The 13811-nt window shown below is 68.4% G+C and carries 17 protein-coding genes; 2 read left to right on the top strand and 15 right to left on the bottom strand.

Translation table 11 applies throughout. The features are described 5' to 3' along the window. Positions 1-28: 28 nt before the first annotated feature. On the bottom strand, positions 29-1261 hold the full coding sequence (gene fxlM, locus ACMATS_RS06360; RefSeq protein WP_414167230.1) for a methyltransferase, FxLD system: 1233 nt from the start codon (positions 1259-1261) through the stop codon (positions 29-31). Then, complete coding sequence (locus tag ACMATS_RS06355) at positions 1258-1590, bottom strand: MazG-like family protein (protein WP_414167229.1); 333 nt, start codon at positions 1588-1590, stop codon at positions 1258-1260. The genes fxlM and ACMATS_RS06355 overlap by 4 nt, the downstream gene beginning before the upstream one ends. Positions 1591-1703: 113 nt before the next feature. Here ACMATS_RS06355 and ACMATS_RS06350 point away from each other — a divergent pair, with 113 nt between their 5' ends. Then, the gene (locus tag ACMATS_RS06350; RefSeq protein ID WP_414167228.1) at positions 1704-2366 is read left to right on the top strand and encodes a pentapeptide repeat-containing protein; all 663 of its coding nucleotides are present in this window, start codon (positions 1704-1706) and stop codon (positions 2364-2366) included. Between the two features lie 14 nt (positions 2367-2380). On the opposite strand, the gene amcA is transcribed toward ACMATS_RS06350, so the two are convergent. From amcA to ACMATS_RS06305, 9 genes are all read right to left on the bottom strand, one after another. Beyond that, on the bottom strand, positions 2381-2572 hold the full coding sequence (amcA, locus tag ACMATS_RS06345; protein ID WP_414167227.1) for a multiple cyclophane-containing RiPP AmcA: 192 nt from the start codon (positions 2570-2572) through the stop codon (positions 2381-2383). Further along, positions 2550-3653 (bottom strand): cyclophane-forming radical SAM peptide maturase AmcB, encoded by a 1104-nt coding sequence (gene amcB / locus ACMATS_RS06340; protein ID WP_414167226.1) that lies wholly within the window; start codon positions 3651-3653, stop codon positions 2550-2552. The genes amcA and amcB overlap by 23 nt, the downstream gene beginning before the upstream one ends. 197 nt (positions 3654-3850) lie before the next feature. Beyond that, the gene (locus ACMATS_RS06335; RefSeq protein ID WP_414167225.1) at positions 3851-4324 is read right to left on the bottom strand and encodes an NUDIX domain-containing protein; all 474 of its coding nucleotides are present in this window, start codon (positions 4322-4324) and stop codon (positions 3851-3853) included. Next, positions 4311-4820: an NUDIX domain-containing protein gene (locus ACMATS_RS06330; protein ID WP_414167224.1), complete on the bottom strand. Its 510-nt coding sequence runs from the start codon at positions 4818-4820 to the stop codon at positions 4311-4313. Before ACMATS_RS06330 ends, ACMATS_RS06335 begins: the two co-directional genes overlap by 14 nt. A gap of 12 nt (positions 4821-4832) precedes the next feature. Beyond that, positions 4833-5483 (bottom strand): HAD family hydrolase, encoded by a 651-nt coding sequence (locus tag ACMATS_RS06325; protein ID WP_414167223.1) that lies wholly within the window; start codon positions 5481-5483, stop codon positions 4833-4835. After that, the gene (locus ACMATS_RS06320) at positions 5476-6105 is read right to left on the bottom strand and encodes a hypothetical protein (RefSeq protein ID WP_414167222.1); all 630 of its coding nucleotides are present in this window, start codon (positions 6103-6105) and stop codon (positions 5476-5478) included. Before ACMATS_RS06320 ends, ACMATS_RS06325 begins: the two co-directional genes overlap by 8 nt. A 68-nt stretch (positions 6106-6173) precedes the next feature. Then, positions 6174-6821, bottom strand: a complete 648-nt coding sequence (locus ACMATS_RS06315; protein ID WP_414167221.1) for a M15 family metallopeptidase — start codon at positions 6819-6821, stop codon at positions 6174-6176. Further along, positions 6818-7294 carry an NUDIX domain-containing protein gene (locus ACMATS_RS06310; RefSeq protein WP_414167220.1) on the bottom strand — a complete coding sequence of 159 codons (477 nt, stop codon included), beginning with the start codon at positions 7292-7294 and terminating at the stop codon, positions 6818-6820. Before ACMATS_RS06310 ends, ACMATS_RS06315 begins: the two co-directional genes overlap by 4 nt. Positions 7295-7306: 12 nt before the next feature. Next, entirely contained in the window at positions 7307-9205 is a 1899-nt protein-coding gene (locus ACMATS_RS06305; protein ID WP_414167219.1) for an ABC transporter ATP-binding protein, read from the bottom strand. Between the two features lie 292 nt (positions 9206-9497). On the opposite strand from ACMATS_RS06305, the gene galE reads away from it, so the two are divergent. Then, positions 9498-10493 (top strand): UDP-glucose 4-epimerase GalE, encoded by a 996-nt coding sequence (gene galE / locus ACMATS_RS06300; protein ID WP_414167218.1) that lies wholly within the window; start codon positions 9498-9500, stop codon positions 10491-10493. A gap of 11 nt (positions 10494-10504) precedes the next feature. Here the strand turns inward: galE and ACMATS_RS06295 are convergent, their stop codons facing one another. Genes ACMATS_RS06295 through ACMATS_RS06280 form a run of 4 tightly spaced genes read right to left on the bottom strand, consistent with a single transcriptional unit; the run spans position 10505 to position 13811 of the window. Next, a complete protein-coding gene (locus ACMATS_RS06295) occupies positions 10505-11308 on the bottom strand; it encodes a hypothetical protein (RefSeq protein ID WP_414167217.1) in 804 nt (267 codons plus the stop codon). Continuing rightward, positions 11283-12059 (bottom strand): sugar phosphate nucleotidyltransferase, encoded by a 777-nt coding sequence (locus ACMATS_RS06290; protein ID WP_414167216.1) that lies wholly within the window; start codon positions 12057-12059, stop codon positions 11283-11285. Before ACMATS_RS06290 ends, ACMATS_RS06295 begins: the two co-directional genes overlap by 26 nt. Continuing rightward, positions 12056-13135, bottom strand: a complete 1080-nt coding sequence (locus ACMATS_RS06285) for a DUF2332 domain-containing protein (protein ID WP_414167215.1) — start codon at positions 13133-13135, stop codon at positions 12056-12058. Before ACMATS_RS06285 ends, ACMATS_RS06290 begins: the two co-directional genes overlap by 4 nt. Positions 13136-13145: 10 nt before the next feature. Further along, positions 13146-13811, bottom strand: coding sequence for an RraA family protein (locus tag ACMATS_RS06280; RefSeq protein ID WP_414167214.1), 666 nt, complete (start codon positions 13809-13811; stop codon positions 13146-13148).

The raw sequence follows: 13811 nt of genomic DNA, 5'->3' as shown, positions 1-13811 counted from the left end.
CCTCCTGTGCGTGCACCAGTGCGGCGGCTCAGCTCCTGCGCGGCCAGTCGACGACGAGACGGCTGTAGGTCTTGTCGATGGCGAAGCGCGGGTCGGCGGCGGTCAGCTGGTCGCGGGCGTCGCCGACGGCCATGCGGAATCCGGGTTCCGGTGCGTTGTGGCCCCAGCCGCGGTCCCACTCGCTGATCGTGGTGGCGACCTGGTCGGCGAGTTCGGCGGCGCGCGGGCCGTGGCCGATCGCCCCCATCTGCCAGAACGAGCCCTGCTCGTCTTCACCTTCGACCTTGGTGAGGTAGGCCAGGGTCTCGCCGTCGAGCGCGGTCATGGAACCCCAGCCGAAGTGCGGGGCGAATCCGGGGCGGGAGCCGGGCATCCGGGAAAGGCCGTTGGGCAGCACGTACGCCAGGTACAGGTACAGCCACTGGAAGGACTCGCCCTTGCGGAACTTCACGCCGGTGTAGACCTTGACCGGGGGCTCGTCCAGTACGGTGCGGATCGCGTCGCGGTCGACGTTCTGCTCGCTGTAGATCTCCAGGCGGACGTTGCCCTCACCCGCCATGTCGACCATGGTGCGGATGTCGTTGCAGACGCCCCTGCGCAAGGGAACGAACGTCATCATCTCGGACGAGACGGTCTTCCAGGTGTGGCCGTCGCGTTCGAAGGCGAAGCTCCGGGAGATGCTGCCGCGAACCCGCATCGGGATGACCAGGCGACCGCCGGGGGCAAGCTGCTCCAGAACCCTCACCGGGACGTCACCGGCGCCGACCGTGAACTGGATACGGTCGAAAGGGGCATGCTCGGGAAGACCGGAAGCACCGTCGGCCAACACGACGGTCACGTTCGAGGCTCCGGCCTCCGCGAGGTTCTTCCGGGCGCCGTCAACAAGGTCCTGGTCGACGTCCACCGTCCACACGTGACCGCCGGGCGCCACGAGCCGGCCGAGGAGCGCAGCGTTGTAGCCGGTGGCGGCCCCGGCCTCCAGGATCTTGTGGCCGGGCTCTGCGCCCAACTGCTCCAGCTGGGTCGCGACGATCGACGGCGTGGAGATGCAGGAGATCATCTCGCCCGTCTCGTCGCGTTTGAGGGCCACCACGTCGTGGGCGTACGCGGCCTGAAGGTCGACGCCGGGCAGGAACCGGTGGCGTTCGGTGTCCCGGAAGGCGGCGATGACTTCGGGGGTGCGCAGGTGGCCGCTGTCGATGAGGCGGGTCACGAGCTCTTCGCGCAGCTCGTTCGCGGTGTCCGCTGTGCTGACGGTCAACGGTGGCTCCCTTCAGTGAGGTCACGGTTGGCGATGCGGTCCAGGTGCTCGGCGAAGACCTCCCGGGCGTTGGGGGTGAGCCGCTGCAACGCGACCATGGCCGTGGTGATCACGTCGCACACTTCGGCCTGCACGTCGTCCCACGTGTGGGAGAAGCCCTTGCGCGGGTTCTGCCCCAACGCGCCGATCACAGCTTCGGCGGCCTCGCCGGCCTCTTCAGTGATCTTGAGGATCTGTAAGATGCGGCGCTGGTCGATGGGTAACGTGCTGTAGTCGTCGAGACGGGCGGTGAGGCGGTGGATGATGTCCCAGGTAGTGTCCACGGGCATCCCCTTCCCTTAGGTAAAGAGCACCGGGCCGAAAGCACCCAGTGCTTAACCGGGGCGATGTCCCGATGGTCACGGCGGCTTTCCGCCGGTGCTTGTGCCGGTACGGTCGGCACATGGAATTCAGAGACCTCGGTGACGGCCGCTCGCTCCAGCGTCCTTCGATCGACCACGATGATCTTGTCCCGTACACGGGCGCGATCAAGGGTGAGTTGTCGGTGTCCATGTCCTGCATCGACGGCACGGACGCCACCGGGGCGGTCGTCGAGGGAACGGTCACGCGTTCGGTTCTGGACCGTGTGCAGCTCACAAACGCTACGGTTGCTCCGTTCCGTCTGGACGACACGGCTGTTCGAGGTGCTGACCTGTCGAACTCGCGGTGGCGAGACGTCCACCTGTCTCGGGTGGAACTGGCAGGGTGTCGGGGCATCGGCTGGCAGCTCGCGGCGACCGAGGCCGGCGACGTCTACGCCGAGGACTGCCGCTTCGACATGGCCACCATCGCCCTGGACAAGGTGCGCGGCGTCGTCGCGTTTGTGCGGTGCTCGTTCAAGGAGGCGTCCTTCTCCGGGCGACTCGACCGGGTGATCTTTCACGACTGTGACCTCTCCAATGCCGAGTTCGCGGTGACCTCGGCCAAGGGATGCGACCTGCGGGGCGCCGAACTGCGCGGGGCGCGCGGCTTGTTGTCTCTGCGCGGCGCCAGGATCAACGCCACGCAGGTCGTCACGGTCGCGGAGCTCCTGGCGACGGAGGCCGGGCTGATGGTCGAGCCGTAACGCGGCCCGGAGGGCTACTTCTTTTTGTTCTTGTTGTCCCAGTTGTCCCAGGTGGGGCGGTTGTCGAACGGGGGCTTCGCGTTGTCCCATGTCGGCCGGTTGTCGAACTTCCCGCCGTCCGCGACGGCAGGTCCCGCGGAGGCTAGGAGTGCTGCGAAGCCGTCGGCGGCGGCGGTCACCAGATCAGTTGCTGTGGGCGTTGACATGGGCTGTCACTCCTTCGAGTAGCGCGATCTTGGCGGTGGTGCAGTACGTGGTGCGGGTGCCGTCCATGCGGCCCCCATGCTCGAAGTAGCGGTTGGCCGGGTGCCCACCGCCGCAGAAGTCGAAGAATGAGCACGAGGTGCGGCAGGAGTCCACGCCGCGCTGGAACTCGGCCAGCCACGGCGTTCGGGACTCGGCTTCGGCGAGGAGCACGTCGAGCGGCGTGCTCAGGACGTTGCCGGTCGTGAAGTCCCCGAGCCGGGGATCGGTGAATCCGGCGAGCTCAGGCGAGACGAGGACCACGCCTCCGTCGTAGGCCACGGTCGGTAGCGGGTCCCACACCTGGACTGTATTGGTGGCGATGCGGTCTTCGAGGACTGCCGAGGCGAACGTCAGGACGCGGTCGATCTCCCGGACCCGGATCGCGGGGTCCGCTCTCCATGCGTCGGTGAGAGCCACCCACCACTGTGCCGCCCGGCCAGGGTCGGGCTCCGACGCGCGGGTGTGGACGCCTTCCTGCTCTTCGACGTTCACCCCAAGTACATCGCACCCCAGGTCCACGAAGAACCGGTAGAACTCTGCCGCTCGCGCCGGGTCCGGATCGGACACCACAGCTATCGCCGAGAACGGGACACCGCGCTCTCGTAATCGGCCGATGCCCCGGATAATCCGATCGTGGGCCGGTCGGCCGCCCAGGGAGGCGCGGTTGCGGTTCATGTCCGCCGGGCCATCGATGCTCACCCCTACACCGACGCCGCGCTCCTCGAAGAAGTCACACCATCGGTCATCAACCAGCGTGGCGTTCGTCTGGAGCGTGTGCGTGACGCCTTCGAACGGTTCCATCAAGGCACCGAGCAGCGACCTGCCAGCCGTGAGCGGTTCGCCACCGTGCCACACGACCTCGAAGCCCGGTTGAAGTGCCGCCCAAGGGTTCACGGATGCGGCAACCATGGCAGCGACTTCCAATGGCATCCGGTGATTGACCTTACGGAACGGGAGATAGCAGTAGCGGCAGTCCAGCGAGCACAAGGTCGTTGGCTGCATGATGACGGCCTTCGGGATTGCAGCGAGCCGCACGAACATCACCTCCGGTCTCGGATCGGATCACTCTCCATTCAGCTCTGCCCCAGGACAAGCCCGCGGCAGAGTCTGAAGGACATGGCGGGCGCAGGTGACCCGCGCCACCTCCCCTCCCATTGGTATTCGCTTAGTCCGCAGAGTTCCTGGAACAGCCTTCATTGCATGCGAGTTGGTCGAATTTGCCGTGCTCGGCGATCCGGTCACGGCAGCGCTTGGAGGTCCTCGAGGTAGGCGCAGGTCCCGTTGGCTGCGGCCTGGACCGTGGCCGTGAAGAGTGCCGCGTTGGTCGGGTCCATGAGCTTCACTCCGTGGTCGGGCGTGAACCAGTCCCAGCCCAGCAGTTCCCCGTCCGGCACCCGGATACTGGCGTGCTGGTCGGGGTCTACGTGGAGGGCGAAGACGAACAGCTCGTACGGGTCGGCGATGTACTTGCTGCCCCAGTGGCGGTTCGTGGTGAGGTGCTGGATGGCCAGCAGCCGCCCGGGCCGGCCGTCGAGCCCGGTCTCCTCGCGGGCCTCGCGCACCGCGCACTGCCGGGGCGTCTCGCCGGGCTCGGCCTTGCCGCCGGGGATCACCCAGTGCCCGGTCCTGGCGTGGTGGACGAGCAGGACGCGGCCGTCGTCGCGCTGGACGAACACGCCAGCGCCTACCAGGAAGTGGTCACCAGTAGCCATCGGACCGCATCTCCAGGTACGCCGTCGCACCGGCTTGCTGCGCGCGGTGGACGGCTGCGAGCCGTTGCCACCACCGCGTGTCCATCACCTTTGCCCACTCGTCCACCGACCGGACCGCGAACTCGTCGTGCTCGTCCGGATCAAGGGCGATCCGATCAAGCTCGTCGGCTGTGAGCTGGCCGCCGTCGAACGCCAACCCGAGCTTCGCCACCGGCCACTGCCCCACCGACTGCCAGAACACTGCGAGGAGCTTCGGCTGGCCGGTGAAGATGATGCCGGTCTCCTCCCTGCACTCCCGCACAGCAGTCTCGAACGGCGACTCGTTCTCGGTGTCGGTGTTGCCGCCCGGCCACTGCCAGACCTGCGCGTGCTGCTTGACGCACGAGCGCAGCTGCAACACCCGGCCCGCGGTGTCGGTGAAGAACATGCAGCCGAAGCTCGCGTGCATCGGCAGCTTCTTCACGTACTGCTCCGGCGGAATCCATGGATTCGCCAACGTGATCCCTCCCTAGTTGAGAACGGAGTGCAGCAGCCCTGCGGCCTCCGTCACGGTGCCGACGGTGTGCTGGGGTCGGGGGCCGGAGCGCGGGAGCGGTCGGCCGTGGGAGACCCACACGGTCGTGAGCCCGGTGACGTGGGCGCCCGCGACGTCGTGTTCGAGGCTGTCGCCGACCATGACCACGTGCGGCCCCGGCGCGGAGTCGAGCCGAGTGATGGCGTGGCGAAAGATCCGTGCATCCGGCTTCCACACACCCACGGCGTCGGAGATGACGACGGTGTCCACCAGGTCGTTCAGCTCGGCTTGGCGGAGTTTGTTCGTCTGGTTGTCCACCATGCCGTTGGTGACCACCCCCAGTCGCCAGCCTGCCTCCCGCAGGCTGGCGAGCATCGCGCCCACCTGTGGGTCCGGCTCGACCAGCTGTGGCATGCGCTGCCGGTACTGGGCGTGCAGTTCCTCCACTGGCGGCCGCACACCGAAGGTGGTCTTCGCCAGCTCGAAGAATTCGACCCGGCGCGACGCATGCTCGATGTCCGCGTTCAGGAGCCATTCCAGCGGCACATCGTGCTCGGTGGAGAACTCTGCTGCCCATTTCTCGAACAGCTCCCGGCGTGGGATGAGGGTGTCGTCGAGGTCGAACAGGGCTACCCGGTCACGCATCCGCGGGCTCCTCTTCCCTTGGGGCGGGCACCTTCGCCGTCGCGTACTGGGCTGCTTCGAGTTCGAGGAGTTCGCTGTGGGCGGGCGCGATGGCGTAGCTGTACGGCCCGCACACCCCCGCGCTGTGATGAGTGGCGGCGGCCAAAGCGGCGTCCAGCCGTTCACGCGGACCCAGGCCAACCGGGGCCGTGGCGTGAAGGGCACCGAGGGCTAGGTCGCTGCCGCAGCCCACAGCCGCGTATCCGTCGGCCGGCTCACCCACTTGATAGTCGCCCCCGATGACGAACAGGCGCCCATAGACGCCGACGAGGAACGTGCCGGCCCACTCCTGCTCGGAGTCCTTACGCGCCCATCCGCCGTCCTTCAGACACGCGCGCACCTTGTCCACGAACTTCGTGGCCATGAACCGTTCAAGGTCGCCCTTGGGCCTGGGCGCTTTGAAGGCATGGTGCAGCAGCTGGCCCATGCGGAAGCTGGTGGTGAAGCCCATGGCATAGGGGCCGTTGCGGAACACCTTCGAGTCCTTGCGGATCGCGATGGACAAGCTGTACTTGGAGACTCCGGCGGAATCCCCGCCGATGTGCACCTGGTCTTCGTGGACCAGGCCGACGATCACGGTCATGGCTTCCCCCTACGCTCGTGCCTCGTGGACGACGTGACGGTGCAGGTGCTTCGGGTCCCGGCGCGCCTTCATCGGGTGACCGGCCCGTAGGCCGCGGCCGGCGCGCCCGTGACGAGCGCCCAGTAGCGGTCACGGTGCGACCAGTGCCACCACTCCGTCGGGTAGTTCACGAACCCCGCGCCGGACATGGCGGCCGCGAGGACCTGACGGCGCGCTCGGTGCAGGGAGCTGATGTTCGCGGCGTCCATGTAGCAGGCACCCGCACTCTCTTCCGGCGTCGAGTTCGTCCTCGTCCCCAGGTCCAGCTCCCTCCCGTCGGCGTCGGCGAGGGTGATGTCGACGGCTGCCCCGGCGGGGTGCGGGGCGACCTCGGGCGGCGAGACGTAGCGGCTGGCCGCCGAGTGGACCTGCTCATCCGTCCAGCGCGGATTCTCCGCCCGCAGCTGCTCGGCGTACTCGGCGAAGTACTGCTCCTGGAGCTGCGGCGGCCGGTAGCCCTCGACCAGCAGCAGACGCAGCCCGTCAGGAAGTGCGGCCTGTGCGGACAGGAGCCGTTCGAGGATGTTCTTGCGCACGTGCGCGAAGTGCCCGGCCGCGTCCTGCCGGCTTTCATCGACCAGCAGTCCGCTGCCGCGTGCGTCGACCAGTCGCTCGCGGCACTCACGCACGGGTATCGCCGCGACCTTCGGGTCGGACATCAGAACGATCTCACTCATGCGACGTCTCCCGCGTAGAAGCCGTTCAGCCCGCCGGCCTGGGTGATCAGCCCGGGGAGGCTGGCCTGGACTGTGGGCGGCACGAACCGCAGTCCGGTGAGTTTGTCCAGCGGGACCCACTCGGCACCGGTCTGTACGTCGTCCGGCACGGTGGGGCCGAGCGCGTCCGGCTCCTCGACGAAGTGGCACCAGAACAGGGCCACGACGCGGTGGACATGCGGTGTGCTCGGGCTGCCCGGGTGGTTCCACGGGATGTGCTCGCGCAACTGGATCAGGGGCCCGGCGGTGACGCGGACACCGGTCTCCTCATGGACCTCACGTTCGATGCAGGCGGCCAGCGTCTCACCGGGCTGTTGCCCGCCCCCGGGCAGCCAGTAGGTTCCGGGTTGCGGCCAGTCGCCACGGCCCAGCAAGATGCGGTCGTCGCGGACGACGAGGCCGGTCGTCGAGATCCTGATATAGCGGTCGTTCAAGGTTCCCCTCCTCTATCGGTCCTGGCTGAGTTCGTACAGTTCCTGGAACAGCCCGCCTGCGGAGACGAGTTGGTCGAATGTGCCTTGCTCGGTGATCCGGCCGCGCTCCATCACGATGATGTGGTCCGCGATGCGGGCGTTGATGACCTGGTGGGTGATCACGACCGTGATCCGTCCCGGGGCGATGGTGCGCATCAACTCGAACATCGCGTGCTCGCCCCGGGTGTCCATCTCTGACGTCGGCTCGTCCAGGATCACCACGGGTGGCTTGCGGTAGAGGACGCGCGCACACGCAAGGCGCTGCCACTGACCGCCCGACAACGTGACCCCGCCGTGGAAATCAGGGTTGAGGACGCTGTCCAGACCACGGGGGAACTCCTCGAACACCTCACGCAGCCCCACCGCTTCGAGCACGCCCCATACCCGGTGATCGCCCTCTTCGGTGGGCTGGCCGAGGGTGACGTTGTCCCGGGCGCACAAGGGCCAGTTCTTCGCGAAGTCCTGCGTCAGGACACCGGTCTGCTCCCACACCCGGCGCATGTCCGCATCCGCAAGATCGGTGCCGTCCCACAGGACGCGGCCCTTGTCCGGCGTGTACATCCCGGTCATCAGGCGCGTCAGCGTGGACTTGCCGGAGCCGTTCTCCCCGATGACCGCAACGATCTGTCCCGCACGCAGCGACAGCGACACCTCGTTGACAGCCGGAGAGGGCTTGTTCGGGTAGGAGAACGAGGCCCGCTCCAGGCGGATGGTCTGCGGGCTCGCCGGAACCGGTGCGCTGCCCCTGGCCGGCACCAGCGCCTTGCCGTTCTCGACGAACTCCTTCCAGTCGCCCAGATACAAGCTCGACTCGAACAACGTCGCCGCGTAATGCACCAGTTCACGCAAGTTGCCCAGGGCCGTGCGCACGGCAAGGACCGCGGTCGCCGCGAGGGCCAGTGACATCACCCCGCCCACCGTCAGCCAGGCGAGAGTCCCCCACGCGACCAGGAGACACACGCCGCCAGCGACACCGAAGAGGAGATTGACCCGCAGCTGACGGTTCACACCGTGAAGTTCCCGACGGTCCAGGCGCACCGACATCGCGCGGTACCAGAAGGAGAAGAAGGGATGCATGCTGTTGCCCCGCACTTCACCGGCCAGTGTCGACGTCGTCAGGAACCAGCGCATCAGGCCGCGCACCGTCTGATCCGCGCGGGCCCTGGTCTGCGTACGGTGCTCGATCTTCGCTTCCATCATCGCCCCGACCCCCGCCGGGACGACCGCCAGCACCAGGACCGCCAGCATCAACGGGTGCAGCACCGTCAGCACACCGAACGCCGCCGCCAGCTTGATCAACGCGGCCATGAACTGCTGCCCGTCATACAGCAGCCGGTCACAGCGCAGCGCCCCGATCTCGGCGGAATTCCGTCGTTCGGCGAAGTCCGGCCGGTGGAATGCCGCGAGCTCCACCGACATCATCGTCTCCACGATCGCGGTATCGGCGGCCGAGCCCAGGCGCGGCTTGAGCCTCCCCGCTGCCCAGGACGAAAAGCCCGTCGCGATCCGTACGAGGCCGGCTGCAGCAGCGATCAGCGCCAGCGCGGGAAGCGCCTGATCAAGCCGGTGCGCGACTTCGCCGGTGCCCAGGACGTAGCGCATCGCGTTCGCGGTGCCCGCCAGCACTACCGCCGACCCTGCCCCCTGCGCGACCTGCGCACCGGTCATGATCAGCACGTCTCGGCGGTCGATCCGCCAGGCCATGCGGTAGACCTGCGCGATGACCGAAGGCAACGTCCCGGTCAGCCGCCGCAGGCTCTCGTTATCGAACGCCGACCGAGACCATGGCGCTTCACGTCGTGTGTCTACAGGCTCGGGGAACGCGACCCTTGCCCGGCCACGGCCCTGTTTGTCGCCTTGTGAATCTTCCACCTGCCTGTACTCCCTCCCCTTGGGTAAAGCGCGCCATGTTGAGGGCACCCGGTGCTCAACCGGTCCCCCTTTCAGCGGGTCACGGCGCCCGGTCAGAAGATCGGTGGCTGGCCAGCCAGTACGAGCGGGCGGCCGTCCGCTGCTGGTGCGTCCCGTGGCCACGGGACGCGGGTACGCCATCGCTGCGTCATCTGACGCACGATCGTGGGTCCTTGTACGGAGGCCCGGCGCCGGGCTGTTGCCTGGGGCTAGGGTCGCCGGGCATGCAGTCGTACGAGAGGGACCGCCGATCGTGTCTGTTCTTATTGCCGGGGGAGCCGGTTACATCGGAAGCACCGTGGCGTCGGCCTGCCTGGATCAGGGGATGACCCCGGTGATCCTCGACAGCCTTGTCCGAGGTCGCAGGGAGTTCACCGGTGACCGGATCTTCTACGAGGGCGACATCTCCGACGGGGCGCTGGTCGACCGGGTCTTCTTCGAGCACCCGGACATCTCCACGGTGGTGCACTGCGCGGCGTTGATCGTGGTGCCGGAGTCCGTTGAGGACCCGATCGGCTACTACGAGGCGAACGTCGCCAAGAGCCTGGCCTTCGTCGGTCATCTCCGCCGGAACGGCTGTGACCGCCTCATTTTCAGTTCCTCGGGCTCCATTTACCAGGCCGACGACGGCTCCCCTGTGAACGAAGACTCCCCGCTCGCACCGCAGAGCCCCTATTCGCGCACCAAAGCTGTGTGCGAGGGGATGTTCGCGGACATCGCCGCGGCCCGCCAGATGCGCGTGCTGTCGCTGCGCTACTTCAACCCCGTCGGGGCCGACCCCAAGATGAGGACCGGGCTTCAGCTCAAGCGGCCCAGCCACGCCCTGGGCAAGATGATCCAGGCGCACAGGGAGGGCACGGCCTTCCCCGTCACCGGGACCGATTACCCCACGCGGGACGGGACGGGAATCCGGGACTACGTGCACGTCTGGGACCTGGCCGCGGCCCACGTGGCGGCGATCAGCCGTTTCGACTCCCTGCTCACGGAGGCGGAACCGTCGATGGCGATCAACCTGGGCACGGGCTCGGGTACCACCGTGCGGGAGCTGTGCGCAGCCTTCAACCAGGTCGTCGATACGCCACTCGTCACGGTCGATGTGGAGCCGCGGCCCGGTGACGTCGCCGGCGGCTACACCAAGAGTGACCGGGCGCAGAGGCTTCTGGGCTGGACGCCGCAGCTCTCCTTGGAGGAGGGGATTCGGTCGTCCCTGGACTGGATTCCGGTGCGCGACGCGATGCTGAAGGACTGACCGCATATCCGTCACCGCTCCGGGCCTCCTTCCGGGGCAGGAAGCCGATGGGCTTCCAGGTCGAGGAGGTGCTGCATGGCGGGAGCCAGCCATGCAGCACCCCACCGGTGGTCGGCAGGCGCATCCCGGTAGGCAAGATGCGGGATGCCGACCTCTTCGAGTAGCTGGCGGCCGGCGGTCCAGTCGGCTTCCAGGGTGCCGATTCCCCCCAGGGCGATCCGGCGGGTGCCACGCAGGGCATACGCGTACTTGCGTAGGTTGCGGCGCACGTCGCACTCGCCCAGGCGTGCGGCGCTGCCGGCGGCGTCCACGAGTTGCGGGTGCGGGGGCCGGTCGCTGAGGAGCGACGGGTCCCAGACGCTGGCGACGGCGAAGAGGCCGGGGTGTCGGGCCAGCAGGTTGAGGGCTGCGAAGCCGCCCTTGCTGAACCCCAGTAGGTGTACCGGCGGCCGGGCCTGCCCGCCGAGGGCGGCGAGGACGGTCGGTACGACCACGCGGACGAGGTGGTCCTCCTGCTGGCAGTCGGACCGGGTGGCGTGGTTGACCAGCCAGGGTGATTCGCTGAAGGTCGGTGCGGCGAAGGCGGTTCCGTCGCGAAGGTCTGCGGGAAGCCGTGCGATCTCGTTGAGGCTGTGGCCGTACTTGCGCCCGTCGTCCTTCTCGACGGGCAGGGCGAGCACGATCCTGCGCACGGGCTGCTCGGGCCAGATCACGGTGACCTGGGTGCCGGGCCGCTGGAACGGGCTCTCCAGCGGAATCCGAGTGCCCGGGAGGGCGGAGGCGGTGCGTTCAGGCGCGGAGGACGGCGACGGCATCGTGGTAGGTCTCCCAGTTGTCGCAGTTGAACCGGAGCTCGGCCGGCAGGAGAGGCACGGCCCTGAGTTCGTTGCCTGCACAGATCCAGCGCCGCACCGCGTCGATGAGGTAGAGCTCGCCGTTGGGGCGCGGCGGGCATGCGCGCAGGGCCTCGAAGACGAAGGTCCCCAGGACCCAGCGGGCAGCGCAGGCGTGCACCCACCGAGCGCCGGTGTGGTCCAGGGGCTCTCTGCCGAAGGCGACGTCGTACGGACCGGGGTCCGTCCTGGGCGGGGCCGCCGGGCCCAGGATTGTCTCGTGCGGGGGGACGCTGCCCGCGGGGAACAGCCGGGTCAGGACTGAGCAGTCCGCCGTGCCGCCGTGTACGAGCCGCTGGAGGGGCGTCTGCCCTTCGGTGCTGGCGCGGATCAGGTTGTCGCCGAATGCGAGGACGAACGGCTGTTCCTGGGTCCATGCCTCGGCGGCGAGGGCGGGCGCGCCAGGGCCGGTGCCGTCGTCCTGGACCCGGTAGGAGAAGTTCATGCCGTACGCCGCGCCGCTGCCGAAGTAGGCCGGGATCTGGCCCTTGCGTGAGGAGATGACGAAGAGGACGTCGGTGATGTCGGCCGCGCGCAGTTCGTGGACGAGGTGTTCCAGGATCGGCGTCCTGGCGACGGGCAGCATCTCCTTGGGGATGATGCGGGTGATCGGGGCCATCTTGGTCCCGGCCCCGCCGGCAGCCACGACCGCCCGGGTGATCGTGCGCGTCACGGGATCTCCCTCCCATCAGGCGCCCGGCCGGCCGACGTGGCCAGCCAGTGGAGCCAGGCGCCGTAGACGTCGCAGTGGGCCACGGCATCGGATCGGCTCACGCCGCCGTCGTGGCTGGCCATGATCATGCGGGGGGTGTTGTGGCCGAAGTGGCCGATGGAGATTTCGTGGAGCGGGCGGTGCTGGCTCAGGCCGGCGAGGGTGTCGACGAGGCGTTCCCGGCCGCCGGGCGAGCCGAAGATCTGGTAGATCGACCACGAGAAGACGAAGACCAGGTGCAGGTCGGGCGGGGTCTCGGTGACGACGTCGGCGAGGTGGTCCTCGGCCCGGCCGGCCAGGATCGTCGGCGGGGTGCGGGCGACCAGCGTCAGGGCCCTGTTCAGTGTGTGCATCCGCGTGGTCTGCTCGGGCCAGGTGAGACTGACCAGCCACTCGGTGGCCTCGCGGTCGGTGAGGTCCACCGGGTTGAGCTCGATCCCGACCGGCCGGACGAACTGCGCGACGTCCAGGGACAACGGCGGCGTCCCGCCCTTGATCTCGCAGAACAGCACCGTGTCCGGGTCGCTGGCGGGCAGGCTGATCCGGTGGCCGCCGTAGTCGTAGGTGTAGCGGTCCCAGAGCAGGTTCAGGCCGGCGCTGGCGCCCACGTCCACGATCCTGATCAGGCGGCCGTCGCCGAGCTGCTGCTGGAGCGCGGCGAAAGCGGGGAGCAGGACGGCGCACCTGCCCACCTCGTTGGTCTGGACGGAGCGGGTTGAGATGATCCGCCGGATCTCCTGGGCATGGCGTCGGCAGAAGTCGGTGAGCAGGGCGCCAGCGCGGGCCTCGTCCAGTTCCTCGTGACCGGTGAAGTAGGTGGCCAGCGGGTGCTGGGAGCCGCGGCGGATGATGTGGTGGATGGCCCCGAGCAGCATGTTGGGTGCGGGCTGTCCCGGCTGGGTGTCGGCCGCGAGGTCGAGGAGCTCGGGGGTATGGGCGACCGTGCGGGACAGGGTCTCGTACAGAGGGGACTTGCCCGCCGCCTGCTGGGTGGCGAACCGTTCGAAGACGTCCGCGAGCTTGGCGTGCTCGGTCACGGGGGTCTCCTCAGATGATCGTGTAGCCGGAGTCGGCGAGTTGCTGAACGGCGTCGAGGCTCTGGCCCCGGCGGCCCCACCACTTCTCGGCCTCGGCGGCCATGGCAGCCTGGGTCTTGGCGATCACAGGCGCGACCTGATCGTGGGGGACGATCACGGTGCCGTCCTCGTCGCCGACCACGACGTCCCCGGGGGTGATGCGGACGCCGTCGATGTCCACGGGGACGTTGACCGCGCCGTCCTCCCGGCCAGCGGGGTAGTCGTAGTTCAGTGGGGTGGTGCCGCGGGCGACCGTCGGGAATGCGATGCGGCGCAGCTCGGCGACGTCGCGGACCATGCCGTCGACCAGGACGCCGGTGATGCCCCGGCTCTGCATGTGCGCGGCGGTCACGCCCCCGAAGCAGGACCGTTCCTTGTTGCCGCCGGCCGCGACCACGACGATGTCGCCGGGCTGCGCGAGGTCGATCGCCGCGCGGCGCACGGTCACATCCGGTCCGAGGGCCGTGACGGCGCTGCCGCATAGGACCAGGCCGGGGGTTTGAAGCTTCAGGCAGTACGAGAGGGTGCCGGTCTTGCCGAGGGCATCGACGATCGCCGCGACCGGAAGACGGGACAGGGCGCTGATCTGGCTGCGCATCGGACGGCTGATCTCGGTGTGGATCTCGCGAACGGACAC

The organism is Streptoverticillium reticulum, from assembly GCF_047456005.1.
In the GTDB taxonomy this organism is placed as follows: domain Bacteria; phylum Actinomycetota; class Actinomycetes; order Streptomycetales; family Streptomycetaceae; genus Streptomyces; species Streptomyces reticulum.
This window is presented reverse-complemented; position numbering and strand designations above follow the sequence as displayed.